At 64.3% G+C, this 24,416-nt stretch carries 25 protein-coding genes; 21 read left to right on the top strand and 4 right to left on the bottom strand.

Features of this window, described 5'->3' with window-relative positions:
• Positions 1-30: 30 nt before the first annotated feature.
• From IE252_RS28600 to IE252_RS28545, 12 genes are all read left to right on the top strand, one after another.
• Positions 31-1,053, top strand: coding sequence for a terminase TerL endonuclease subunit (locus tag IE252_RS28600; RefSeq protein WP_229848836.1), 1,023 nt, complete (start codon positions 31-33; stop codon positions 1,051-1,053).
• The gene (locus tag IE252_RS28595; RefSeq protein ID WP_229848835.1) at positions 1,046-2,491 is read left to right on the top strand and encodes a phage portal protein; all 1,446 of its coding nucleotides are present in this window, start codon (positions 1,046-1,048) and stop codon (positions 2,489-2,491) included. Before IE252_RS28600 ends, IE252_RS28595 begins: the two co-directional genes overlap by 8 nt.
• Before the next feature lie 68 nt (positions 2,492-2,559).
• The gene (locus tag IE252_RS28590) at positions 2,560-3,129 is read left to right on the top strand and encodes a hypothetical protein (RefSeq protein WP_190092306.1); all 570 of its coding nucleotides are present in this window, start codon (positions 2,560-2,562) and stop codon (positions 3,127-3,129) included.
• A gap of 24 nt (positions 3,130-3,153) precedes the next feature.
• Positions 3,154-4,161, top strand: a complete 1,008-nt coding sequence (locus IE252_RS28585; protein WP_190092305.1) for a phage major capsid protein — start codon at positions 3,154-3,156, stop codon at positions 4,159-4,161.
• A gap of 168 nt (positions 4,162-4,329) precedes the next feature.
• A complete protein-coding gene (locus IE252_RS28580; protein WP_190092304.1) occupies positions 4,330-4,884 on the top strand; it encodes a phage gp6-like head-tail connector protein in 555 nt (184 codons plus the stop codon).
• Positions 4,874-5,197, top strand: coding sequence for a hypothetical protein (locus tag IE252_RS28575; RefSeq protein WP_190092303.1), 324 nt, complete (start codon positions 4,874-4,876; stop codon positions 5,195-5,197). Before IE252_RS28580 ends, IE252_RS28575 begins: the two co-directional genes overlap by 11 nt.
• Positions 5,198-5,274: 77 nt before the next feature.
• A complete protein-coding gene (locus IE252_RS28570; RefSeq protein ID WP_229848834.1) occupies positions 5,275-5,553 on the top strand; it encodes a hypothetical protein in 279 nt (92 codons plus the stop codon).
• A gap of 4 nt (positions 5,554-5,557) precedes the next feature.
• Complete coding sequence (locus IE252_RS28565) at positions 5,558-5,935, top strand: hypothetical protein (protein WP_190092301.1); 378 nt, start codon at positions 5,558-5,560, stop codon at positions 5,933-5,935.
• Between the two features lie 223 nt (positions 5,936-6,158).
• Positions 6,159-6,857, top strand: a complete 699-nt coding sequence (locus tag IE252_RS28560; RefSeq protein ID WP_190092300.1) for a phage tail tube protein — start codon at positions 6,159-6,161, stop codon at positions 6,855-6,857.
• 83 nt (positions 6,858-6,940) lie between these two features.
• A complete protein-coding gene (locus tag IE252_RS28555) occupies positions 6,941-7,234 on the top strand; it encodes a hypothetical protein (protein ID WP_190092299.1) in 294 nt (97 codons plus the stop codon).
• 17 nt (positions 7,235-7,251) lie between these two features.
• The gene (locus tag IE252_RS28550) at positions 7,252-7,638 is read left to right on the top strand and encodes a hypothetical protein (RefSeq protein WP_190092298.1); all 387 of its coding nucleotides are present in this window, start codon (positions 7,252-7,254) and stop codon (positions 7,636-7,638) included.
• Between the two features lie 11 nt (positions 7,639-7,649).
• Positions 7,650-14,270 (top strand): aggregation-promoting factor C-terminal-like domain-containing protein, encoded by a 6,621-nt coding sequence (locus IE252_RS28545; protein WP_190092297.1) that lies wholly within the window; start codon positions 7,650-7,652, stop codon positions 14,268-14,270.
• 38 nt (positions 14,271-14,308) lie between these two features.
• On the opposite strand, the gene IE252_RS28540 is transcribed toward IE252_RS28545, so the two are convergent.
• Positions 14,309-14,695 (bottom strand): hypothetical protein, encoded by a 387-nt coding sequence (locus IE252_RS28540; RefSeq protein WP_190092296.1) that lies wholly within the window; start codon positions 14,693-14,695, stop codon positions 14,309-14,311.
• Positions 14,696-14,797: 102 nt separating this feature from the next.
• Here IE252_RS28540 and IE252_RS28535 point away from each other — a divergent pair, with 102 nt between their 5' ends.
• The 9 genes from IE252_RS28535 (at position 14,798) to IE252_RS28495 (ending at position 22,963) form a co-directional block, all read left to right on the top strand.
• Entirely contained in the window at positions 14,798-16,084 is a 1,287-nt protein-coding gene (locus tag IE252_RS28535) for a siphovirus ReqiPepy6 Gp37-like family protein (protein ID WP_190092295.1), read from the top strand.
• Positions 16,085-16,092: 8 nt separating this feature from the next.
• Positions 16,093-17,097 carry a phage distal tail protein gene (locus IE252_RS28530; RefSeq protein WP_190092294.1) on the top strand — a complete coding sequence of 335 codons (1,005 nt, stop codon included), beginning with the start codon at positions 16,093-16,095 and terminating at the stop codon, positions 17,095-17,097.
• Between the two features lie 13 nt (positions 17,098-17,110).
• Positions 17,111-18,163, top strand: coding sequence for a hypothetical protein (locus IE252_RS28525; RefSeq protein WP_190092293.1), 1,053 nt, complete (start codon positions 17,111-17,113; stop codon positions 18,161-18,163).
• Positions 18,163-18,924, top strand: a complete 762-nt coding sequence (locus IE252_RS28520) for a hypothetical protein (RefSeq protein WP_190092292.1) — start codon at positions 18,163-18,165, stop codon at positions 18,922-18,924. The genes IE252_RS28525 and IE252_RS28520 overlap by 1 nt, the downstream gene beginning before the upstream one ends.
• Positions 18,925-18,934: 10 nt before the next feature.
• Entirely contained in the window at positions 18,935-19,813 is an 879-nt protein-coding gene (locus tag IE252_RS28515; protein ID WP_190092291.1) for a hypothetical protein, read from the top strand.
• 59 nt (positions 19,814-19,872) lie between these two features.
• Complete coding sequence (locus tag IE252_RS28510; protein WP_190092290.1) at positions 19,873-20,979, top strand: hypothetical protein; 1,107 nt, start codon at positions 19,873-19,875, stop codon at positions 20,977-20,979.
• A 600-nt stretch (positions 20,980-21,579) separates the two neighbouring features.
• A complete protein-coding gene (locus tag IE252_RS28505; RefSeq protein ID WP_190092289.1) occupies positions 21,580-21,795 on the top strand; it encodes a hypothetical protein in 216 nt (71 codons plus the stop codon).
• Between the two features lie 70 nt (positions 21,796-21,865).
• Complete coding sequence (locus IE252_RS28500; RefSeq protein WP_190092288.1) at positions 21,866-22,696, top strand: peptidoglycan-binding protein; 831 nt, start codon at positions 21,866-21,868, stop codon at positions 22,694-22,696.
• A gap of 45 nt (positions 22,697-22,741) precedes the next feature.
• Positions 22,742-22,963 carry a hypothetical protein gene (locus IE252_RS28495; protein WP_190092287.1) on the top strand — a complete coding sequence of 74 codons (222 nt, stop codon included), beginning with the start codon at positions 22,742-22,744 and terminating at the stop codon, positions 22,961-22,963.
• Between the two features lie 55 nt (positions 22,964-23,018).
• Here IE252_RS28495 and IE252_RS28490 read toward each other — a convergent pair whose 3' ends face one another.
• The 3 genes from IE252_RS28490 to IE252_RS28480 are packed head-to-tail and all read right to left on the bottom strand — an operon-like array spanning position 23,019 to position 24,361.
• Positions 23,019-23,363, bottom strand: coding sequence for a ubiquitin family protein (locus tag IE252_RS28490; RefSeq protein ID WP_190092286.1), 345 nt, complete (start codon positions 23,361-23,363; stop codon positions 23,019-23,021).
• On the bottom strand, positions 23,356-23,964 hold the full coding sequence (locus IE252_RS28485) for an Lsr2 family DNA-binding protein (RefSeq protein ID WP_190092285.1): 609 nt from the start codon (positions 23,962-23,964) through the stop codon (positions 23,356-23,358). The genes IE252_RS28490 and IE252_RS28485 overlap by 8 nt, the downstream gene beginning before the upstream one ends.
• Positions 23,957-24,361 carry a hypothetical protein gene (locus tag IE252_RS28480; RefSeq protein ID WP_229848833.1) on the bottom strand — a complete coding sequence of 135 codons (405 nt, stop codon included), beginning with the start codon at positions 24,359-24,361 and terminating at the stop codon, positions 23,957-23,959. The genes IE252_RS28485 and IE252_RS28480 overlap by 8 nt, the downstream gene beginning before the upstream one ends.
• Between the last annotated feature and the right edge of the window lie 55 nt (positions 24,362-24,416).

Below are 24,416 nucleotides of genomic sequence, written 5' to 3'. Positions count from 1 at the left end.
CCCGGCAGACTGTCTGCCTGCCGGGGCCGCGTGGTGTTCGTCGTAGCCGACGAAACGCACCACTGGGTGCACAGCAACGCGGGCCCGGGGTTCTTCGAGACCCTGGGCCGCAACACCAACAAGACATTGAGCCAGGGTTCACGCGTCGTCCAGACCACGAACGCCTACGACCCCAACGAAGAGTCCGTTGCCCAGCTCACGCACGAGAAGGTGCTGAACGGCAACCCGCTGATCCTCTACGACTGCCGTGAGGCTCCACCGAACATCGACCTCAAGGACTCGGATGCAGTCCGCGCCGGACTGGTCGAGGCGTACGGAGACTCCTGGTGGGCGCCAATTGACCAGCTTGTCAGTGTCATCGTGTACGGCACCAACCCGGCCCACGACTACCGGTTCTACCTGAACAACATCGCGGAGTCGGCCGATTCGTGGATGAGCAAGACCGAGTGGGACGCCTGCTTCACCGACGAGGATCCGATCCGCCCTGGCGATCAGATCACTCTCGGGTTCGACGGCAGCCTCTTCGGGGACAGCACGGGAATTGTGGGGTGCAGGCTCCGTGACGGCCGCCTGTTCACGATCGCTGTGTGGGAGAAGCCGGAGAAGGCCGGCATCGACTGGGAGGTTGACGTCCTGGCCGTGGAGGCCGCCGTTCAACGTGCCTTCACGGACTATGCCGTTGAGTGGATGTATGCCGACCCGCCGTACTGGCAGGAAGCCATTGGCCGGTGGGCACTCGCCTACGGCGATGACAAGGTCTTCGAGTACTGGACCAACAAGCCCTCGCGCATGGTCAACGCGATCGAGCGGTTCCGTACTGCTGTGACCACGAAGGACCTCAGCCACTCCGACGAGACGAAGCTGACGCGCCACGTGTTGAACGCCGTCGCCCGCGAGGTCCCCCAAGGCGTGCTGATCCGCAAGGACTCCCCCAAGTCCAAACGGAAGATCGACCTGGCCGTGTGCGCGATCCTCGCGTTCGAGGCGCGGGCCGATGCGATAGCCGACGGGCGACTGACAAGGAAGAGGAGACGCGTAGTCGGCTTTGGATGAGATCAGCAACTTTGATTCCCCACCCGCCACCGCCCTGGAGTGGATCAACTACCTCCAGGGAAAGCACACTTCACAGCTCGCACAGATCCGCCGGTATGCCGACTACTACGACGGCAACCAGGAGACGATGCCGTTCTCCCAGGCCATCTACAACACGGCCTTCGGCGACACCTTCCGTTCCTGGTCGGACAACTTCTGTGCGTTGATCATCGACGCGGTCAACGAGCGTATGAGAGTCATCGGCTTCCGCATGACCAAGGATCCGGACGCCGACGAGGACGCCCATGTGATCTGGCAGCGCAACAAGATGGACGTGGAGTCCAGCGCCGCCCATCTTGACGCCATGGTTCACGGCGAGTCCTACGCCATTGTGTGGGCCGATGCCGATGGCGAGCCGGTCATCTCCTGCGAGTCCGCCGAGCATGTGGTGGTGCAGTACAAGGTTGGCAGCCGCACCGAACTGGACGCCGCAGCCAAGATCTTTACGGACGACTGGGGCCGCCAGCACATCACGCTGTGGACCCCGAAATACCTCTACACGTCGGTGACCAGCGACCACGAATGGCTTGACCCCGTACGGACGCCCAACCCGCTCGGGGTGGTTCCTGTCGTGCCGATCTCCAACCGTCTGCGACTGACGGGTGCTGCTCAGTCCGACCTCAAGGCGATCATCCCGCTCCAGGACGCGATCAACAAAACGATCACTGACGCGCTGGTGGCCTCCGAAATGGCGGCCTTCCCGGCCCGCTTTGTGACAGGTCTGGAGATCGCGGAGGACGCCGACGGCAACCCGATCGAGCCCTTCCGTGTGGCCATTGACAAGGTCCTCCAGGCCGAGGACCCGGCCGCCCGTTTCGGCCAGTTCGCCGCCGCTGACCTGTCGAACTACGGGACACTGGTGGACCTGCTGACCAAACACCTGGCCAGCATCGCCCGTCTGCCGCACTGGATGATCGACTCCACCGGGCAGCCCGCAACCGGCGAAGGCGCGGAAGCCGCGGAGTACAGCCTTGTTGCCAAGATCCGAGAGCGGATCCTGCACTTCGGCCGGGCCTGGGTCGAGGTCATGCGCCTCTGCTTCAAGGTCAAAAAGGATCCACGAGCGGACGCCTTCGATGCCTCGGTCATCTGGGCCGACGTGGAGAACAGGTCGGAAGCCCAGCACATGGATGCGCTCGTCAAGCTCTTCTCGCTCGGTGTGCCCGCCGCTGTCCTGTGGGAACGCGCTGGATTCACCCCGCAGGAGATCGACCGCTTCCCCGCGCTCCTGGAAGACCAGGAGGCGGTGATCGACTCCTACCCCTCCGCCCTCAGCAGCGTCGGATCCTCTGGCAAGGACCGGTCGACCGACCCGGCCGAGAAAGCCGCCACGGCGCCGCAAGGCAACGCCGGAAACGCCGCACGCAAGATCGCAGGCGATGACGGCTCACGCCGCTGACACAACGTTCCCCCTCTACGGCTCCCGCAACGGGGGCCTTCCTCATCTTCCGAAACGGACTGCCCTTCATGACTGAACCCACCCCCACCCCGCTTCCGGCCGCCGAGCCTGTCCTTCCTTCGGAGCTGCCGCAGGCTCCGGATGCTGCTGCCCTTACAGCCGAGGTCGACAAGTGGCGCTCAATGAGCCGCAAGAACGAGAAGGCGTTCAAGGACGCCAGCCGCGAACTGGAACAGTTCCGCCAGGCCGCCGTGACCGACCAGGAACGCGCGATCGAAACCGCCCGCGCCGAGGCCCGCACAGCCGCGCTCTCCGAGTTCGGCAGCCAGCTGGTGACTGCTGAACTGCGCGCCCAGGCCGCAAGCGCCGGAACCACGCTTCCGGCCGCCGAATTCCTGAACCTCTCCCGCTTCCTTGGCGAGGACGGCCAGCCAGACGGCGAGGCCATCGCCGCCTTCATCACCACTCTGTCCACCTCGAAGGAACCCGAGTACCGCCAGAACATCGGTCTTGGCCGTCAGGGCACCAGCCAGGCCGGACAGGTAACCCGCTCCCGTCTCTCCCACATGTCCCGTGCACAGATCAACGAGGCCCGGTCCAAGGGCCTCCTTGACGCTGTGATGCGCGGAGAGCTCTAACCCTTAGAAGGAACGCTTCCCGACTTGGCTACTGGCTTTTACAAGGACGCCGGCCAGCGTCTCAACGCTGGCGTGCAGGGCGTCTTCTCCCCTGAGATCTGGACGGCTCAGCTCCTCCAGGACCTCGAACAGCACTCCATCCTGTCTTCCCCGCTCATCGTGAACTCGACCTATGAAGGTGAGTTCAGGCGCGGCGGCGACACGATCCGTATCCCCCACTTCCTCGACACCGTGACCGACAAGGGCGTGGTGCCGTCGTACGGCGAGATCGGTACCGCAGACCACGCGGAGCTGGACTACATCCGTATGACGGTGCAGAAGGGCTCGTCCTTCCACATCGAGATCGACTCGCTTGATCAGCTGTTCACCCAGCCCGGCATCGACAAGATGACCAACCTGGTGCGCCAGCGTGGCAAGCAGGCCGCCAAGTCCCTCGACAAGCTCGTTGCCGACACGATCGTGCACGCGATGAACGGCAAGGACTACAACAGCGCCGCGTCCGGCATCACCGATGAGACCAAGATGCTCGACCTGCACTCCAAGGTCGAGAAGATCGACCGCACCGCCAAGGACTCCGCGTACGACATGGTTCTTGAGGCGATGATGCAGCTCGACTACATCGAGGCGCCGGAAGACCGGTACCTGATCATCTCGCCGTCGCTGCGCAAGGAGCTCCTGAAGGATCCGCAGTTCATCAACGCCTCCTTCTACGGCGGCCAGCCCGTCATCCCGACCGGCCACATCGGGCAGATCCTCGGTGTCCCGGTGTACGTCTCCAACCAGCTCGGAACCGTCAAGACACCCGCGAAGCCGCTGGTCAAGCCCGCGATCGACAACCTCCGCAACGTGGACATGCTGTTGGGCGCGACCAATTGCGTGTCGGTCGTGATCCCGCACGCGGAGATGGCCGCGTACAAGCCGGAGAAGAAGTTCACCGACGCCATCAAGAGCCGCATCCACTACGACGCGAAGATCATTCGCCCGGAGCAGCTGATCGCGGTGGGACCGAAGCCGGCAGGCCCTTCTTCCTGACCCTCTCCCCGAGGAGTGCCGTCTCCGCCCTGCGCACCGCGGAACGGATTGACGGCAGGGAAGAGGGTGACGAATCCGCCGCACCTGCGGTGAAGAAGCCGGTCCGCCGAGCACGCAAGCAGGCCGTTCCCAAGGAGGCTGATGCCGAGCCTCGCAACAATTGAGGACGTGGCAGCCCGAATGGGCCGCCCCCTCAGCGATGAGGAACGACCGCGCATCGCTGCCTTCCTCATCGACGTATCCGCCCTCGTCGTCGACTACTGCGGCACCGACTTCCGGCACCATGATGACGTCCTGGTCCAACTCGACCCCGTATCGGGGATCGAGCTGACGCTGCCCCGCTTCATGCTTCCACTCGCCTCGGTCACCGAGGTCAGGTGGGGTGACGGAACCCTCATCGAGGACTGGTCGTACAGCCGCCGCTCACTGTGGCGTGCTGGGGGGTGGCAGCCTCCCACCAGTGGGAAGGCCCGCACGATCACCGTGCGGGCCTCCTACGGCTACCTCACCACCCCACCCACCGTGACCGCCGTGGTGTGCACCGAGGTCATTCGCTGGCTCGCCGTACAGCCCGGCATCACCGCCGAAAAGGTCGGTGAACTGGAAACGCACTACGGCACAGCCGCCCCCACACAGAGCCTGTCCCCCGCCGCTGACCAGGCGCTCCGCCACTACCGGCGCCGTGTCACATCCACCCACGTTCGGAGGTCCCATGCGCTTTGACGATCTCCTCGACATTTACCGGGCCCCCGTCGTTCAGGACGCCTATACCCGGCGTCGCGACTGGGACGCCGCACACCGGATCTGGTCCGGTCCCGCCAGCGTCCAGCCCTACAACACCTTCGAGGACCAAGACCCGTCGAACGAAACGGCATCCACGACTCTGACCGCCTACCTCCCCATCTCGGCCGAGCCAAAATCGTCTGACCGCGTCCTCTATAACGGGGTCTGGTACGAGGTGCTTGGTGAACCCGCCCGCTGGGACCAGGGACGGCTTCGGCACGTGAAGGTCCGCCTGTGGGGTGTGACCCACTGAGCCGACAGCCCTTCGAGATTGAGTGGGACCCCCGCGCACTGGTCCGCCTTGAGGGCAGCACCCAAGCCGCGGCCGAGGTGGATAAAGCCACTCTGCGCATTGCCCGCCGGTACCGCGCCATGCTGGCCCGCTACAACCGACAGCGCCCCAAGGGCAACAAGACGGCCGCCTCCATCAACGTACGCACCGCGGTGGTGTGGGTCGATGGGAAACCGGTTGGTGGGGTCGTCCCCGATGCCGACGTTCCCAACGGCGCTGCACACGCAATGCATTTGGAGTACGGCACCGGGAAGACGCCCGGCAGACATCTTCTTCGGGACGCGGTGATGCGCGAGCGGACCACGCATGCGGACTGATCCGATGCGTGTCCTGCACGCCTACCTCACCGCTCTCCCCGAAACTGCCGGGATCCTTGTCTCCGCCTCACTGGTCGACCGGGTCAAAGGACAGCCGTCCGTGATCCTCGATGGCACCGGCGGATATCGCGTCGTACGCCATCGCGCCGACCGCGCAGACTTCACGATCAACGTCTACCACCGCACCATGCACGAGGCCGCCGACCTGGCATTTGCACTGCGCGAACGCCTCCTTGAAGACCTTCCCGGCACGGTTGTTGGCGGCGGCCAGGTGCTCGACGTCAACGAGGTCCACAGCCCCGTCTTCCTGGCCGACATGACCTCCGGTGAGTACCGCTACATCGCGGCCATCGCGCTCTATCTCACCGCCACAACTGCCTGACTTGCTGCCCATGCACCACGCGCCCCGTGCTCATTGGGGCGGTCTGCCAGGGTCGTGAGGCAGCGCAGGGGGCCGTACCGCCCATCAGTAACCGGCTCCAACTTGGAGTGCGCCGACCGGGGTTGCAAGCCCGTACGGCCCCCGCCTTCGCCAACCTTGAGCGGCCACCTCACTGGATGGCCGCTCTTTCGCATGCCCAGACTTCGTAAGGAACCGCCTGCCTGTGGCCGATGCCAACAACGCCTCTCAGATCCGCTTCGCCCCCAAGGGCAAGCTGTCCGTTCACTTCGGCGCCCTACCCGGCGTCTCTCTGCCCAAGGCCGTCGATGAGGACCTTGCCGCGTCCGGCTTCATCGAACTTGGCTACACGTCGGAGGACGGCGTGGAGATCACGCCGAAGATCGAGACCGACGAACTGTCCGTGTGGCAGTCCAGTGTTCCCGTGCTCCGATACGTGAAGTCCGCTTCGTTCCAGATCAAGAGCACCCTTCAGCAGGTCAACGCGAGCACAACTCGTCTGTTCTACGGTGCCGAGTGGGTCAAGACGACCGAGAAGACGAAGAGCGGCCGGGATCAGTACCGGCTCGACCTGTCCTCCAATCCGGACCTCGCGGAGATCACCCTCGCGGTCGACTGGTCCGACGACGCCGCCTCCTACCGTGCGGTGATCGGCCGGGCAATGGTCTCCGACCGCGGATCCATCTCCCTGACGCGCACGAAGAACCAGGGCCTGGAGCTCACCATTGACGCGCTCGACTCGGACAGCCTCCTTGGCTACCTCCTGAGCGATGACCCGTCGGTCTCTCCGACTCCCCCTCCGGTCATCCCTCCGGCCCCGAAGTCTCTGACCGACTCCGATACCTCCTCACCGATTGAGAACCCCCTGGAGATCGGCGGCGGTAAGAACCCGATCGGCGTCTGACTTATTGATTCAAAGCCTTCCCGGGGCTGGCTGTAACCGCCTCGGCCTTCTTCTTCCCTCACCTCTGTCTACGGAGTACACCCATGGCTGCCACCACCACGAACAAGACCACCGCCTCGAAGGAGGCTGAGGCCACCGACGCCCCGACCACCTTCGAGTTCCACGATGCCGAGTTCACCATTCCGTCCGCGAAGCGACTCCCGTTCAAGGTGCTTCTGGCCATCGAGGAGGACCGCAGCGAGGTCGCCATCATTCAGGCGATCGTTGGCCCGACCCAGTGGGAGACCTTCCTCGACCTGGACACCGACATCGAGGGCTTCGAGGAGTTCGCCCAGGCTGTAGCCTCTGCGGCTGGGTTCGGTGATTCGGGAAACTGATCCGCACCCTCACCGTGGTGAGGGACCACAGTGACGCCCTCGAAGCCGACCTGTTGGAGTTCTTCGGCATTGATCTGCTGGACCTCTGGACAGGTCGGCTCTCGCTGCGCCGCCTGCACGTACTGATCTCCTCTCTCCTGCTCCGGCAGGGCACCGGCGCCCTGGTCGCCGCCGTTGACGCGTCGGCCATCTGGAGCCACGAGGCACACATCCTCGCGCGGATCTCCGACGCGCTTGAGGCCGCCAACTGGCTGTTCATCAGCGCCAACTCGACGAGTGACAACACCCTCGATGCGCCCGAACCGATGTGGCGCCCCGGCATTGCACCTTCCGAACCCCCCGCGCCGGTAACGGCGTCCGGCGCCGATGTGGCGGCCTGGTTCGGTCACATGAACTCGCTTTAAGGAACGTGAACTTGGCTGGTGAAGACTCGGGTATCCCCGTAGCACGGGCCAAGGTCCCCGTTACGCCAACGCTGGATGAATCCGGCGCCCGGCGCATGCGGCAGGCCGTCGAACGAGCCATGGGTCAGGCCGGTGAAGGCGCGGGACGTGCTTTTGATCTCGGCTTTGTTCCCAAGGTGGACCGCGCGCTTGTGGGATTCGCTGCCTCTTCCGCGGAGGCCGGCCGCCGCTCCGAAGCAGCCCTGAAGACGTCTGCAACACGTGCGTCGCAGGCCCAGGCTCGGGCCATTGACTGGGTGGTGGAGAAGGAAGGTCAGGCCGTCGCCGCCGTCGTGAAGATGGCGTTCAGCGCGGCCGATGAAAAGCACCGCGCGTTGCAGGGCCTGAGCGCCCGGCACAAGCGGATTCTGTCGACGATGGGCCTGGACGAAGAGTCGGCCGTCAAGGCCATGGTTCGTGCGAGTCAGCTTGGCGAGGCCCGCAAGCAGCAGGCCTTCAAGGAGACCGGCCTTCAGTACAAGGCGATCCTTCGGGAGAACCAGTCGACCCTGGTTGCCAACCTCCGTGAGGGACTGCGCGATTACAAGGCCGCGAAGGGCCAGGAGATCGCGGCTGAGCGCGAGGCCACGCTTGCCTACAAGGCTGAGCTGACGGAGCGTCTTACCGCTCTGCGTTCCGAGCTTGCCGCCGCTACCGCCGCTCAGGACACCGCTTCTGTGGCTCAGGCCGGGCTATTTGCCACGGCCGCCACACGATGGAAGCGTGGCTCTCAGCAGATCGAGCACCTGGGAACCCAGTCCGTGGAACTCGGCAACCTGCTCAACCGTAACGTGGTTACGCCGCTGGCCACTGCGGGCGGTCTGGCCACCGCCTTTGGTGTTAAGGCGACCGACAGCTTCGACAAGGCGGCCAACGCCCTTGGCGGGCTCGGGGTGTCCATCCAGGCGACGAAGGTCATGCTGAACGACCTTCAGCAGTTCGCCATCAACTCCAGCTTTTCGCTGGAGGACATGAACGAGTTCGCACCGCAGTACGTGCGAATTCTGACGTCTCATGGCGCCAAGCCGGACGCGGCAGCACGGCAGTCCGAGGCGCTGATCAAGGCCATCGCGAACAACGCGGCCAAGGGCGGTATCACCGACCCTGACAAGCTGGCGCGGGCGATGCAGCAGATCGCGTACATCCTCGACACCGACAAGCTGACGCTTCGCAACCTCAAGCCATTCGAGAACGCCACGAACATGAGCATGGAGCAGATCGCGACCATGCTCGGGTACAAGGATCTGCCGGGCCCGGCGCGAAGCAAGGGCCAGCACTACAGCAAGATCAAGGGCAAGTGGGTCAAGGACGACGACGGCAAGTTCCTTAAGACCGGCTTCCAGGACGGCAAGCCCGCCTATGCGGCCGACAAGGCCACAGGCAAGGGTCAGAGCGCGTCGGCCCAGCTGATGGCCGCCATGACCGCATCGGCCGCACCGTCCGGTCACACCTTCATTGAGGCGCTGATCAAGAGCGGCGTGGAGATCGACGACGCGGCCAAGCGTGCGCAGAACGCCACGGTCAAGGGCCGCCTTCAGGCGATGAAGGAGAGTGCGCAGAGAGACCTCATGGGCCTGTTCGCCCAGCGTGATGCGGATGGCAACTTCATGGTTCGCCGCGACCCCGCCACGGGCATGCTCACGCACGTCCAGACCGACCTGTACAAGCAGGTCCTCAAGGTGTTGGACGGCCTGCAAGAGCTGTGGCAGGTCTCGTTTCCTGGCCTGAAGGCTGCCGCGAAGGCGTTCGTCGACGGGGTGAACACGGTCATCTCGATCGCCACATCCGCGGTCGAGTTCATCCGGGACCACCCGGCGATCCAGCGCGCGCTGAGTACCGTCGCGCTGTTCTCCGTGAAGGCTCTGCCGCTGCTCATTGCCTTCGGTGTGGCCGCGAAGGTCCTGGGCAAGTTGGGTGGCATCGTCGGTGGCATTGCCGGGGCCGGCAAGACCATCACGGGAGCCGCGAAGGGCATCGGAAGAGCGGGAATGGCCGTCTCCCGCAGCCTCAAGCACACCGCATCCGGGGCGCTCTCCAGTCGCAACGGGGAGGGGTTTCTCGCCGGATACCGCGCCTCGCGTACCCGGTCCGCCACGGCCCGCGAACAGGGCTGGGACCGGACCAACAACCTGCGCGATCAGCGTGACAATGCCCGTCGCCGTTGGGGAGCCAGTCGGATTGACACAGTGCGCGGATACACGCGTGCTGCCCTCCAGTACGGTTCGGGCGGTCGCATTGACCTGGACGAACGTGAAGTCCGTAGAACTGCTTCCCGGGAGTTCCAGCAGCGCGATCGAGCGTTGCGGTTGCGCCGGGACCGCCTTCCGCAGACCGCTGAACACGGGATGGATCACGTTCAGGCAGAGCGGGCTATCCGGGACAACCGGCAGCAGTGGCGAGACGCGCGCCGGACTCCACGGCAGCGAGAGAACGAACGGTATTCGGCCGCCATTGACGGCCTTGCACGCTCCAGGAGCCGGGGGGACATCTCCGAGGATGAGCGTGCTTCCCTGGCCCGCCAGCTGCGCACTGACCGAGATCGAGAGCGTCAGGAGCGGCGCCGGACGTCCCGGCGGGCTGCGGGTGATCACTTGCCTGCGGTGCCGATGCCGCCGGAGGAGCGGCTGAGGCTTGATGTCTCGGACGCCGAGAAGGCGATCAAGCAGCTCCAGGAGAAGATCAAGGCCCTCGATCTGGACCTGCGGCGCGTCAATGATGTTCGACTGGCCCACGTTCAGGGGGAGTTCGACGGTCAGCCCCAGTCGATTTCTCACCTGGCGGTCAAGGCTCAGGAGGGCATTGACCACATCCGCACCCTCGGTATCACACCGTTGAACAACGCGGACGTGAACCAGCTCCGGGGCCGACTGGCGGGACAGAACGGCGGCGACTCTCTGGAGTCCTCGGCAGCCAAGGCCGAGAACGCCGTCAAGGCAATCAAAACCCAGGCGCTGGAACCACTCAACAGCACCAGCCTGGGCCGTGTTCAGGCCGAACTTGGTGGCGAAGCGGGCTCTGTTGCCGCCTCGGCTGGTACGACTGAACGGCACGTGGCTGGGGTTCGTACTGCGCTTACTGATCTTAATCAGACCGCTTCCACGGATCGGGTGCGCCGTGAGTTCGACGGCGCAGAAACGTCACTGCGTGCTGCTGTGCAGAACTCCAAGGCAGCAGTGACGCGCCTTGCGACCGCGATCGACAACCTGAAGGGCATTAGCCTGGAGGGGATCAAGGCCAAGTTCAACGGGGCGAACAGCCTCACGTCCGCAGTCAACGACACCAAGAACGCCGTTGGCCTTCCCTCGTCCAGGGCGGGCCTGAACCCGGCGCTGGATAAGATCAATAAAGTCACCTTCAAGGGCATTGAGGGCAAGCTCGACGACCTCAAGGCGAAGGTTGATGCGGTCACAAAGGCGACCGGCTCCCTTCTGCTTGCGCTGAAGTCGGTGGACGAAGCCACCGGCGGCAGTGACACCAAGGGCAGTGGCGGCGGTGGCGGAGGCAAGGGGAAGGACGGGGGCAAGAAGACCCGTTCCGCCCCTGCTCCCCGTGTCCGCGGATTCGTCGACACTGGGGTGCACGCCTCATTTGGTGGCGGTGGGATCGGTCCGGCCGCCGGGGTCGGCGGTGCGGGATCCTCCGGTCTGATGGCCGCGCCTGCGGCGGCTCCGCGTGCCGGGTTCTCCTTCATGGCGGCGCCGACGATGGCACGTGCTGCGGGAGTGCCAGGAGCACGGGGCCACAGTGGTGCAGGCGGCCGACTCGGCGGGTTCTTCGCGCAGTTTGACGAGCTGCGCCGGATGCTCGACCTGTCCAGCCTTGCCCGTACGGCTACGGCCGCTCTGGGGGTGGACGGTGCCACCACACGGCTGGGGCGGACGGGTGCGGGCATCCGTGACTTCGTTGGTACCAAGGTCACCTGGGCAGGCAGCCGATTCCGGGGCCTGCCTGACCAGCTTCAGCAGTGGGTCACGAAGAAGCTCCCGTCCGCCCTGATGGGGCAGGCGGAGGCAACACCCTGGGCTCAGCTCGCGGGCCTGGGAATGGGCCTGGCGGCTCCGGCAGTGGGCGATGCCTTCATGTCGCAGGTCTACCACGGTGAAGGCAACATCGTGGGCCGCTCCAAGCGGATGGCTGGGGAGATCTTCACCTTGGACACGCTCAAGGAGGTCTTCAGCAACCTCTTGAGTCTGATCAAGGACACGTGGACCGGTGTGAAGAGTCTCGTGTCGCTCGCGGGACGGTTCGTCACCGACCCGGGTGGTGTGCTCGGTGACCTGAAGTCCTGGGCAACTGATCAGTTCGCGGGCTTTGTTGGCATGTTCTCGGACGCGTGGAAGGTCGTGCAGACGATCGCCTCCAGCCCCTCGGAGTACGCCAAGGAAGTCCTTGACGACCTCCTCCAGGGCCTCAAGGACGCACTCCCGAACCTGGCCGGGCTGTTCGACTTCTCCCAGGGCTACGCCACTGGTGGTGTCGTGCCCGGCTTTGCGCCAGGCCGCGACAGCGTCCGAGCGATGCTGAGCCCTGGCGAGGCGGTTCTGCGTCCGGAGATCACTCGGATGCTCGGTACGGATCAGATCGACGGCATGAACGCCGCCGCACGGGCCGGGAATTTCCAGGGCCTGGCCGAGCTGATCGAGCGCATGTGGCGCACGCTGATCCAGCCCTCTTTCGTGTCGATGTCGCAGGAGGTCAAGACCGACCTGAGTCCGACCACGGAGCAGTTCAAGGCCACTTCGGTGGACACCTGGACGACCGTGGGCACGACGGTACGGACAGCGTGGCAAACCGGCATCCTTCCGGCGATGAGCGCCTGGTCCTCGCGCGTACGTGGTGAACTCACCACCGCCGAGCAGGGATTCCTCATCGCACATCAGGGCGTGTGGTCGGCTGCTGCTCAGCAAGTGGATCAGTCGAAGGCGTCGTCACTGTCGTCGTTCACCTCCCTGGCGTCCGGTGTCGGCGGGCTGCGGGACGTATTCGGGTCGGCGGGTTCGGAGATCACCAGTTCATGGCGTACCGCCATGTCCTATGTGGACTCCTCCACCCGCTCGACACTCACCGGTCCGTACAACGCTGGTGTCGTGTCGATGACGTCGGCCATGGCATCCCTCTCGGGTGCCTCGGCCCCGTTGAAGCCGCTCCAGTTCGCCCGCGGTGGTGTTGTTCCGGGCTATTCGCCGGGCAACGACACGGTGCCGGCTGTCCTGAGTCCCGGTGAGGGAATCCTGCGCCCGGAAGTCGTCCGAGCTCTCGGTCCGGATGTGATCCACGCGTGGAACCGGGCGGCTCGTCTGGGCGGCAACATGTTCGCCAACGGCGGGATCGTTCAGCCCATCGGCTGGAAGTCCCCGACTGGTAGCACATGGGTTCAGGCGCACAAGAACGACGCCTACACCGGTTACACCGATGCGCTGGAGCACGGCTGGTCTCTGATCGTCGAGGCGATGACAGCGACGGTCAAGGATGCGTTCGCCACAGCGGGTGTCGTCAGCTCGGGGACAGTGGAGCACTTCAAGGGCTCCGTCCTGTCCTGGGGCAAGTACCTCGATGACCACGTAGGCGGCGCATCGGCCGTGGTGAAGCAGGCACAGAAGGAGCTTGGCTACACCGAGACCGGCCCGAACATGGTCAAGTACAACCAGTTCAACGGCGAGGAATGGTGTGCCGACTTCCTCTCCTGGGTCGTCGACAAGGCATCCGCGAACTCGTCGTACTGGAACAGCCCGACGGGCACGCCGGACAACCGGTGGCCCAGTGTTTCCACCTGGAACAGCGAGGCCGCAGGCTCGCAGATCTCCGGATTGCAGGCCCGTGCCGGCGACGTCGTCTCCTTCCGAAACGGCGGGCACATCGGCCTGGTGGAATCAGTCGCCAATGGCGTCCTGCACACCATCGAAGGCAACACCGGCCCGTCCGTCCGACGCCTCACAAGGGCATTCACGGATCCGGATCACGTGTTCCGGCCCAAGGGCGGCCAGGCCGAAGGAGCCTCCTTCTCTGGCTGGCCCGGCGCCTACCCGACCGGGGTGGACATCCCGACATCTGGTGGGCTGGATGGCGGCACTCCCCAGCAGAACGAGGGCGTCGCCAAGCAGCTCCTCAACCAGATGGGTTGGGGCACCCAGTTCGGGGCGCTCGATGCGATCTGGTCGCGCGAGTCCGGATGGAACCAGTTCGCCAAGAACCCCAGCAGCGGGGCGTACGGCATCCCGCAGTCGCTGCCCGCAAGCAAGATGGCATCGTCTGGTCGGGACTGGCTCACCAACCCTGTCACACAGGAGCAGTGGGGCCTCGGCTACATCAAGGACCGCTACGGGGACCCGGCGAAGGCCTGGGATTTCTGGAAGCGCAACCACTGGTATGCCAAAGGCACCAAGAGCGCGTCGCCGGGCCTTGCCCTGGTCGGCGAGCAAGGACCCGAACTGATCAACATGAAGGGCGGAGAGCAGGTCTTCTCCGCTCGTGACACCGCCTCCATGCTGGGAGGCCGGAACGTCACGGTGAACGTGTACGCCGCTCCCGACGTACCCACCGAGGAGACCATCCTTCGGGCTCTGGAACGCGCGCACATCATGCACGGACTGTGAGCGGCCCGCACTACCTGTGCGGGCCGCCTGCAATTCCTCTACCAGGTGGAGCAGTCCTTTGCCCAATACTTTGTGCCGGACTTCTTGATCACGCACCTGGTTTCTCCGGATTCCCACTTGCCGTTGTGCTTCCCACGATAGTGGATGTCGATCGGCTGATTGATCTGCCACCACCACCCCGGGAAGGACGTGTATTCATTGGGCGTGTATTCCCAGCCCGTGTTTACACGCGTGTCATGCTGATTCCATCCATGGATATCAACTTGATCCGAATAGGTCGTCTGAATTCTGACCTGAAGTGATGGAATGTCGTCAGATTTACTCTGCGGTGACGCAAATGCCGCCTGAGGTGTGGCGAATACACTAACAGTGAGCGTTAGCGCAGCCGCCACTTTGATCAGAGTTTTGAGACTCCTGGTTTCCATATCTCCTACCTTTGAGTGACCAGCCGTACACCCAACTATGCCCCGCTTGACATTTGCTCGACAGGGCATATTTAGCCAGTTTCCCAGTCGGTGAGTTGGTTGATGGCTATCACCCGCCTTAACGTGCAGTTTCAGCCTGAGGGAAGGGGGACGTTGGGCGAGTACCGCGTCATCGTCCGTGACGCCCAGCTTGTGCCGATCGGCATGGTCGATGACTACCTCTCGCTTGAGATGGTCTCGAAGTTCAACGACGTCGGGGCATGGACCCTGAAGATCAACGCTGGGCGTTACCATGCCAAGCTCTTTCAGCCCGGATGCGGCATTGCCGTCTACCGCGAGGGCGTTACGGCCCCCATCTTGAGTGGCCCGGTCCAGGGGATTCAGAAGTACTGGACCGTCGACACCGACTCGGGCGATGGCGCTCTGTTCATTACTGGAGTCGACGACAACCAGCTCGTTGCCAGCCGTCTCGCCTTCCCCGCCCCGGGCAACCCAGCCGATCAGCAGACACGGGTAAGCGACAGTGCAACCGATAGGGAAGCCGCCTACGCGCTGCAATCCCTCATCGACTGGAACGCGGGATCGCACTCCCGCAGTGACCGTCGGCCCATCAACTACGCGACGCCGAACGGGTCCACGTGGCCCTACGACCATTGGGGCCCGAAGGTTCCGTTCAGTGTTCGGTTCGATAATCTTCGCGATGTTGTACGACCCATTGCTGAGGCTGGCCAGCTGGGATGGCGCAACGTCTATGACCCTGAGTCCCGCAGCATCCGCCTGGAGACCTACCGGGTCCAAGACCGCTCAGACGTTGTCCGCTTCAGCCCGGACCTGGGGAACCTCAAGCAGATCGTCTACAGCCAGACCGCACCCAAGGTCACCCGCGTAATCGTCGCGGCCCAGGGTGAGGGCAAGGACCGGTGGATCAAGCAGTACACCGATGCCGACGCGGAAGCGTACTGGGGGTTGATCGCGGAAGCTTTCGTTGACGCCCGCGACATTCCGCTGGTGAAAGGCGCGGACGGCAAGGCCGCTCTCGCTGCCAAGACAGAGGAGGGAACCACTGTGGCAACTGCTCAGGCCACCATGGATCAGCGCGCGGCAGCCGCTCTCAGTGAAGGTCAGGCCGTGGGGAACATGCAGGTCTACCCCATCGACACACCCACCTGCACGTACGGCGTGCACTGGCGCCTGGGCGACAAGGTCACCTGCCTTGTCGACGGCACGGTGCATCAGGACATCGTCCGCCAGGTCACCATCTCGGACTCCGCCGACGGTTCGACCATCACGCCCAACATCGGCAATCAGGGAACCGACCAGCCGAGCAACGTTTTTTCGGAGATCAAGGCGCTGTGGCGTCGGGTCAACCAGCTCAGCACCAGAATGTGAGGTGATTGATGCCGATTCCGGCAACCTACAACGTCCAACCTGATCCGGGGCAGCCACGCGACCCGACGTACACGCCTGTTGGGTGGCCGCGAACGTTCCTGACCTGGACCGGTGCCGCCGGGGACATCATTCCCCTGACCGGTGACATCACCGGTCGGACATCACCGGCCGGCATTGCCCTGACCAAGGGGCCCGCAGGGCTGGGAATGCCCACGTTCGACCTCAAGAACGATCAACTGCCCAACATGGACGGCGGCTTGTTCCGCTCGACAAGGGCGACCACGCGGGACATTACGATTCCGCTGATCATCAGGGGTGTTGACCGCACGAGTCTGCTCAAGATGCACAACCGGCTTCTGCGTGCGCTCAATCCGACGCTGGGACCGGGCTGGATCACTGCAACCGAGGGCGACGGCATCGCCCGGCATCTGGAGTGCTACTACGTGTCCGGCGCCGAAGGCTCAGAAACGCAGGAGAACGCCGGGTTCACCTGGATCAAGACAGCCCTCGTTCTGCGCGCCATGGACCCCTATTGGTACTCCGATGCGGAGCGCCAATACGACTGGAGCGTCGACCCCACCGCGGTGTCCCGGCCGTTCCTGTCGAACAGCAACTACCCGGCGTTCTTTCCCCTGCGGATCAGCGCAAGCGCCCTCAACTCCGGCGGCCTGGTCGACATCATCCACGATTCCTCCGTGGTGGCCTGGCCCGTGTGGACCTGTACCGGGCCGATCGCGGGCCTGTCCCTGGAGAACACCGCGACTGGACAGACCTTTCGGCTCCGTGATGACGCGACCGTACCGCCGGGCAAAACCTTGATCATCGACACGCGTCCTGGCATCAAGAGCGTGACCTTGGACGGCGTGAACGCGTGGCCGCAGATGCGGGCCGACTCCGCCTTGTGGTCGCTGCGCCCCGGCCGTAACACCGTGCGGGTGACCGCGCGCGATGGCACACCGAGCACGCTCATCCGCCTGCACTACACGCCCCGGTATCTCTCCTACCTGGGCTGACGAAAGGATTTGTTTGACTGAGACGTCCTGGCCCTTCGACACCGGCGATGGCGCACGCGTTGATCCGGTTCGCTGGCAGTCCCTCGTCACCCCCGGCGCCGCCAGTGGTGTGATCGGCCGGTGGGGCGACAACGCCCTGTCTGTTTCGGTGTCGACCGCACAGGACGGTGCCGTCGAAGTCGCGCCCGGCAAGGCCCTTATCCGGGGCGTCGTCTACCAGACGGATCAGCCGGTGACTCTCACGCTCAATGCCCAGACTGAGCCTGTTCCCCGCATCGACCTTGTAGTCATTGAGCTCGACATGGCCGCCAGGAAGGCCCAGGCACGGATCCTCAAGGGCCAGCCCGCCACCACGCCGGTCCCACCTGGTGTCCGGCAGATCGACGGTGGCGTCTGGCAATACCCGCTGGCGCAAGTGACCGTGCGGCGTGGAGTTACCGCGGTCGAATCCATCCGCGATGTGCGCACACTCCTCGATGCGGGACGGCCGCCCGCTGTGGCAGCGACAGGCGTTCCCACCAACCCGGTGCCCGGCGATCTGGCCTACTACAAGAGTGCGAGCACGGGTGCTGAAGAGCTACACATGTACGCGGCCAACGGCGGATGGTCCATCGCCGCCTCGGTCGGCCGGGACCGCACCTACACGCCGCTGCTGAACTGGAGCCTCCAGGACCGGTACACCTCGATCGGCCGCTATCAGTGGCTCTCCTCCAACACCATGGCCTTCTCCGCGAACGTCACCAACATTTCCGGCTTCACCTGGATCGCGTCCGAGGGGCGTCCGCCGTTCTCCATCACGCTCCCTACCAAGAGCCGGGGTGGGCTGTTCCAGGTCGTCACCTGCACCCTGCTCAACAACAAGTCGCAGACGAACGACAACACGGGCGGCATGCCGAACTACGTCATCGGCACGGCATATCTCGCCGGAGGATCCACCTGCCAGCCCGTTCTCCAGACGACGGGCGATCCGAGCCGCGGAGGTGACTGGTGGATGCACTTCCCCAAGGGCTCCACCATGATCGTCAGTGGCACCTTCATCGCTGATTACTTTCACGAGGGGACCTGATGCGCTACCTCTTCGGCGGCACCACCGATACCGCCGCTGAGACGGCCACCGGTGCACGACTGCCCAATGCCGTGGGCACTGTATGGGCCTCGGGAGCAACTGACGCCGTCCAGCTCACGGACCTGATTGACATCAACGGCAACCCGATGAGTCTGATCACCGCCGACAAGACCGGCATGCTTCCGGCCTTCTACGGCCCCGATGGGTACCGCTACCTGTGGGTGGACTTCGGCGCGGGCAAGTACATGCTCGTGCCCACCGACACGGTTACCCGTCTCGACGAGCACCTTCAGGGTATTGATCCCCACGGCGATCGCAGCTACGCCAACAGCGTCTTCGACCGGGCATTGCCGAAGGCCGGCGGGACCGTCCAAGCCCCGGAGAAACGCGACTGGCTCACCATTCGCGTACCCGGCGACGGCACAGGTGGTCCCGGTGACGGTGTCGGTACCGCTTACCAACTTACCGATGGCACCACGGCCTTCACTCGGCTCTACAACAATGGCGCCTTGCACGTGGACACCATGGGAGCCCCCACTTCCCTCTCCCTCGGGTCGACGGCAACGGGCAACTTCATCACCGCCCACAACGGACGGTCGACACCCGCAACTGCGGGTTCCGTCTTCACCGTCACCTCGGACGGCTCGGTCATCGCAGCCGGAACCGTCACGGGCAAGAACCTCGGCACGGCGCGCCTCTTCTCCGGTCCAACCCCACCGACCAATCCACAGGTTGGGGATGTGTGGGTGAAGTTTGGCTAACTACAATCCGGTGCTCGTCTGGGACGGGGTGGCGTGGGCTGAGATGTCCAAGTACGTGTGGACCGGGTCAGATTGGCAACTCAACCCCGGCTTTGCAGTCTGGGACGGGACGACATGGGCCTGGGACACGCCTCCGCCTGTTGAGTTTCCGGCTTTCTCTGACAGCACGAGTGGCAGCTTCACCAACAGCGATGTCGCCACGCTGCGCCTGCCTGACACGCTTCGGTTCGGCGACCTTGTGGTGTCCATCTGCGCCTCGCACAGCGACACCGAGCCCACCCCATCGGCCCGCGCTTTCGCCTTGGCACCGGAACCGTTGAGCGAGACGGAGTTCGATCCGCTGCGGGCAGCGCATGCCGCGACCCTGGATCCGACGAGGCTCCGGTTGAAGACGTCGATGTTCCAGTGGACGCCCGACATGGGCCGCTCCGTGTCCTGGCGAGTGTCCGGCAAGCAGGACACCAATGCCATCGTCATGAACCTGGTCTACCGGAAGGCAGACAGCACCAAGCTGCCCGCGGAACCAGTCGTTGACTACCAGACCGCGATGAACACGGACCGCATCAGTCTCCAGGCCGGCACGGACTTCCAGTCCCTGTACGTGGCGGTCGCCCTCTCCACGGAACTGACCGGCAACCAGTGGCCCGAAGGCTTCACCTCCCCCCGCGAATCATTCGGGCGGTTCGGTGATCTTCAGGTCCACATGATGACCGCGAACACGGTGGGTGCCCCGGCATCCCCCGGCATCCTCCAGCTCGACGCCACCGTGCAACAGCTGGCCGTTGCTCTGATCACCATCCCCGGCAAACCCAATGCCGATGGCCGCGGAGTGTGGATCCTCGGCGACCAGGCCGCATCCGTCCTGGGAAAGACCACCATCCTGGAGTAGGCATTCCCGCACCACCACTGCCCGCCTGGACGCGACGCGAGGTCGTCACCGCCGACAAGATGAACGCCGCCGTCCGCGACCCCCTGACTTATCTATCCAACCCTCCACGCCTGATCTGCCGTGGTGTGGCCTCCGGCCAGAAGGTGCCGCGTGGCCAACAGCTCTACGTGCGATGGACTCCCCCGAACAGCAGTGACAGCAGCTTTCCCACCGACGCGGGCGCACAGTGGTTCACCGTCCCCGACAGCGGCATCTACCTCGTATCCGCCTCGGTGACTGTGGACTCCATCGGCTCAACTCAGGTCGATGGTGACGGTGTCGTCCTCTTCCTGACCAAGCGGGCAACGCCTGGTACACAGACCAGCATGGCGATTGTCCGGGAGATCTATCAACGGCCCGGCATTCCACAGCTCTACTCCGTCCAGACCCTCGCCTACCTCCAGGCCGGAGAGTCCATCGGTGTAGCCCTCTACCTCGACAGCGGATCACCGAGCGACGCCTACCGACTTACGGCAGGCAGCGAGGCACAGCACTCCATCAGTGCTCACATGGTGGGTGCGGCGGCCACGTTACAGAGCGGGCCGACGAACCCGCCGATCACGATCCCCAGCTGGGCAGACAGCGAGGTTCTGGCGCCGTCCGACTTGGCGAGCCGGATCACCACTCCGCTTCAAGTCCTCTACTCTCCCCCGGCGTTCCTTGTGCAGTCGGTACTCGACTACTCGTACACGGCGTCAGCCGGACAGCGTCGCTCGATCCCTTGGCGAGGGTCCGCGTTTGAGCAGGCAGGAGGATGGATCCTGGGCGCGGGCGGTACCACCCTCACCGCCCCAAGATCCGGCGTCTACCTCATCTCCTACTTTACGGCGGTCGAGCGCGCTGGTACTTCGGGTACCGCCGGATCGTCCTTTCAGATCTACCTGGTTCGCAACGGCGTACCGATCGCAGTGCATCACCGGCAGCACACGCGTACCGGCATGTGGGCATCTGGCATTGGGAGCGAGCTCGTGTTTCTCAAGGCTGGCGACGCCCTCTCGGTTGAACTTTCCGCGGCGACGGCTGGTACGACGTGGAGGAATCCGACGCAAGATAGCGGCACAAACGAAGTATGGCACTCATTCTCTGGGGTTCTTCTTGCCCCATCCGCCACCAGCATGCAGGGATGAGCTATAGATCTTTCCGAATGGAAGTCCAGAGATCTCACTACGGCGGCCCTATTCAATGGCCGTATCCGCGATCCACTGCGAGAGCTCGCCAATCCGGTGCGCATCACCGGAACCGGCGTAAGTAAGATAAGTCAGATCCCCGCCTCCTCGGACCAACCATCCCTCACTATTCCTTGGGATGCGGTCGAACAGTACGGCGGATGGACGTACAACACTGCTGACGAATTCACCATACCCAGATCCGGGTACTACTACGTCACGGCGTCCTTTACAGCCATCTCGCCCGCAGCTCCCCAGGCCGTTGACACCCGCCTGAGTCTCACGGCCTGGGGCACGGACTCCGCACGCGTTGAGTGGTTCCGCTCGGGCAACTACACCAACGCGCCGACCGCCTACGTGACGTGCTCCCTCAGAGGTATTACCTACGCAGTGCGGGGGGCGCGTCTCTCGTTCTCCGTAGAGACGCCCGCTTCAAGCGCCAAGCCCTGGACCATCCCTAAGAACCCATCGCCACCAGTCAGCATGTTCTCCGCGATCCTTCTTTCGCCCGGAGGCACGCACAGCTAAGGCTCAACGATTTCCGAAGACAATGACGCGATCGTGACGATTACCGCACGCGATATCTACCTGGAACTCAGGACGCTGTCGATCGAGGTACAGAGGATCGGTCAGACCATGGACGGTAATGCCAACCGGCTTGACGACCATGAGACACGTATCCGAGGCGTCGAACGATGGAAGTACGCCATCTCCGCATCGGTCGTTACATCGACGGCATCCGCGCTTGTAGCCCTCGTTCAGATCGCACGCAGCTAACCCCCACCGCAACACACAACGGCCCGCTATAGCGGGCCTTTTTCATGTCACCGAACAGAGGAAGAAACACTTGTCCGTCGCTAAGGACGTCATCCGCATCGCCAAGGCCGAGGAGGGATATCGCGAAGGCCGCAGTAATGGCCATTGGAACAACAAGGAAAAGTACGCCCATGAAGTTCCTGGGCTTGGCTGGGTCAGTGACGACGAAGAGCCGTGGTGCGCCGTCTTCACCTCATGGGTAGCCCTGAAGGCGGGCGCGGCAGCCCTGTACCCGCGAACCGCTTCCTGCTCTGAGGGAGTTGCCTGGTTCCAGCGGCGCGGCCGGTTCAGCGAGTACCCCATCATCGGCGGCCAGGCCTTCTACGGCCCGCAGGGCAGCGTGCACACCGGCATCGTCTACGCCTACAACGCGGACACCATCTTCACCATCGAAGGCAACACCAACACCAACGGCAGCGCTGAGGGGGACGGCGTGTACCTGCGTCAGCGTCCCCGCAAGAGTGCGTGGATCTACGGGTACGGCATCCCGGACTTTCCCGAGGGGGTGGTAGTGGCCGATCCGGCTTGGAAGGGTCGCGCGGGTGTCGTCTACTTCGGCCAGGAGGCGAGCGAGGCAGACATCCCCAGTGGCGGCTCCACGGGCACCGGTGCTCGGTACGCAGAGTTTCCGGGGCCTGCCTGGTTCAAGGGCGAACCGCGCTCCGCGCTGATCACCGCCATGGGCAAGCGTCTGGTTTCTGAGGGCTGCTCCGCCTACGAGGACGGTCCCGGCCCGCAGTGGACTGCTGCCGACCAGCGCTCGTACGCAAAGTGGCAGCGCCACCTTGGTTATGCCGGGAGCGACGCCGACGGCTGGCCGGGCCGTGCATCCTGGGACGCCCTCAAGGTCCCCGCCGTTTAGCCCACCCGTTTCCCATCCCTGTTCCCTCAACAGCAAAGGTTCTTCTTGCAGTTCATCAAGCAGCACCCCGCACGCCTCTACGCCGTCCTAGTCGCGGCCCTCGCCCTGGTCGTGCACTACGTGCCTGATCTCCCCTCGGCACTGATCCTCGGCCTGGCTGCGGCCATCCTCGGTACCGGTGAAGCCGTCCAGCGCACCGAGGACAGCAAGACCACAGCAGCGGCTCAGGAGCCCACTACCACCAACGAGCCCATTCCTCTTCCCTAAAACAGAAGCCCCCAAGGCGTGCCATTACGGCGTGCCTTGGGGGCTTTTCTGCGTTCTACCGGTTCACGTCGTCGAGGAGCTTCTGTATCTGGTCGAGGTCTGTGATGAGGTGCGAGCGGGCGCCGTATCCGTTGCGGAAGACCAGGCACCACAGGTCATCCCGGTTGACGACGACCGGCGACAACCACGCAGTGGTCGACCCTAGGCGTATGGCGTTGCCCTCCTGGCCGGCCTCGAAAAGCACCCGCGTGATGATCTCCGCCATGTAGGACTCTCGGCCTCTAGCAACCTCCTGCCCATCCATCTCAACGCCTACGGTCCTGCCGTCGTGGTTTCGAACCACGATGTGACGCCCGTTGAGCATGTACTCGTTCGAGCGGGTGCCCTGTCTGTTAGGCATCGGCACCATCCCGTTCGTTGCCCTCATCGGATAGCCCCAGGCTCTTCAGTAAGGACTGAAGCTCTGCTTGGTCGTCTACCTCCTGGTCGTACTTGTCGACAACCCACTGCGGCAAGCGGCCCCGGGTGCCCACGTCAAGCCTCTGCTTCTCGGCCCACGCGCGGATGCGCGGGATCCTCTTGCTTGGCCAGCTCGCCACGAGGTCCCTGCGGTGCTGCCGCCGAGTATCAGCGGCCTGCCTCATCTCACGTGCCCTCTGTGCTTGAGCAAGGCGGTCCAGGTGTTGCAGATGGGACTCGTAGGCCCGGAACTCCGGAGGCCCCACAGGAGCAGGGCTATCCGCCTCACAGAGCCCTTTGGAGACCGTATAAGCCCGGACCGCCACAGGATCGAGCGGCGCGCACGGCAGCCGGTACAGACGGACAAGCCGACCAGGCCCATCGGCGTACACCAGCTCGCCCAAGATCACGCCCTGGCTCTCCAGGTCTAACAGGTCCTTCGCCCTCAGACCTGTCGCCCGCAGAAGGGTGGTCGCCCGGACCGGTGTCCCGCTGTCCGCGAGGAACTGGACGACGGTGTGGGCTGTTGGCTCCTCACTCACTCGCTGTCTCCGCATCCTCCCGGGCGATGTCGAACTCAGGCCGGTACAGGCGCGGGTTCGGGTCCCTGCCCTCGATGTACGCCAGCACAACGTGCATGCTCCGAGCGTCGTCCCGGCAGGGCTCACACATGAACTCCCGCCCGGAAGGTGTCCGGGTGAGTGGCCCGCGCCGCTGCTGTGCCTCGACGCAGGGCAGGCACACGCCGAGCTCGTCCAGGACGTGATCGGCGTGCGTGTTCTCGTGCTGCTTCCAGCACCCCTTGCACAGCCCGCCGCCCTCTACATGCTCGAAGATGGTGTCCGTCGAGCGGTTGACGGTGTTGACGCGCTGCACGAAGGCGTGCGCGTGGGTGGAAGCCTTCTGAATCGCGGTGAACCAGCCGGAATTCCAAACCATGGAATCCCGCTCCCAGCTACCGCAGCTCCCGTCATGCTCGTACGGCCGTGTGTAT

The sequence above is a fragment of the Streptomyces melanogenes genome (assembly GCF_014649795.1).
GTDB classification, from domain to species: domain Bacteria; phylum Actinomycetota; class Actinomycetes; order Streptomycetales; family Streptomycetaceae; genus Streptomyces; species Streptomyces noboritoensis.
Note: the sequence above shows the minus strand (reverse complement) of the source record. Positions and strands in the feature narration are given on the sequence as shown.

What these genes read in the sequence shown, in the direction of transcription:
- IE252_RS28510 (WP_190092290.1), top strand. Translation starts at nt 19,873, where the DNA reads ATGAACGCCGCCGTCCGCGACCCCCTGACTTATCTATCCAACCCTCCA.
- IE252_RS28575 (WP_190092303.1), top strand. Translation starts at nt 4,874, where the DNA reads ATGCGCTTTGACGATCTCCTCGACATTTACCGGGCCCCCGTCGTTCAG.
- IE252_RS28590 (WP_190092306.1), top strand. Translation starts at nt 2,560, where the DNA reads ATGACTGAACCCACCCCCACCCCGCTTCCGGCCGCCGAGCCTGTCCTT.
- IE252_RS28540 (WP_190092296.1), bottom strand. Translation starts at nt 14,695, where the DNA reads ATGGAAACCAGGAGTCTCAAAACTCTGATCAAAGTGGCGGCTGCGCTA.
- IE252_RS28555 (WP_190092299.1), top strand. Translation starts at nt 6,941, where the DNA reads ATGGCTGCCACCACCACGAACAAGACCACCGCCTCGAAGGAGGCTGAG.
- IE252_RS28530 (WP_190092294.1), top strand. Translation starts at nt 16,093, where the DNA reads ATGCCGATTCCGGCAACCTACAACGTCCAACCTGATCCGGGGCAGCCA.
- IE252_RS28535 (WP_190092295.1), top strand. Translation starts at nt 14,798, where the DNA reads ATGGCTATCACCCGCCTTAACGTGCAGTTTCAGCCTGAGGGAAGGGGG.
- IE252_RS28520 (WP_190092292.1), top strand. Translation starts at nt 18,163, where the DNA reads ATGCGCTACCTCTTCGGCGGCACCACCGATACCGCCGCTGAGACGGCC.
- IE252_RS28490 (WP_190092286.1), bottom strand. Translation starts at nt 23,363, where the DNA reads ATGCCTAACAGACAGGGCACCCGCTCGAACGAGTACATGCTCAACGGG.
- IE252_RS28480 (WP_229848833.1), bottom strand. Translation starts at nt 24,361, where the DNA reads ATGGTTTGGAATTCCGGCTGGTTCACCGCGATTCAGAAGGCTTCCACC.
- IE252_RS28565 (WP_190092301.1), top strand. Translation starts at nt 5,558, where the DNA reads ATGCGTGTCCTGCACGCCTACCTCACCGCTCTCCCCGAAACTGCCGGG.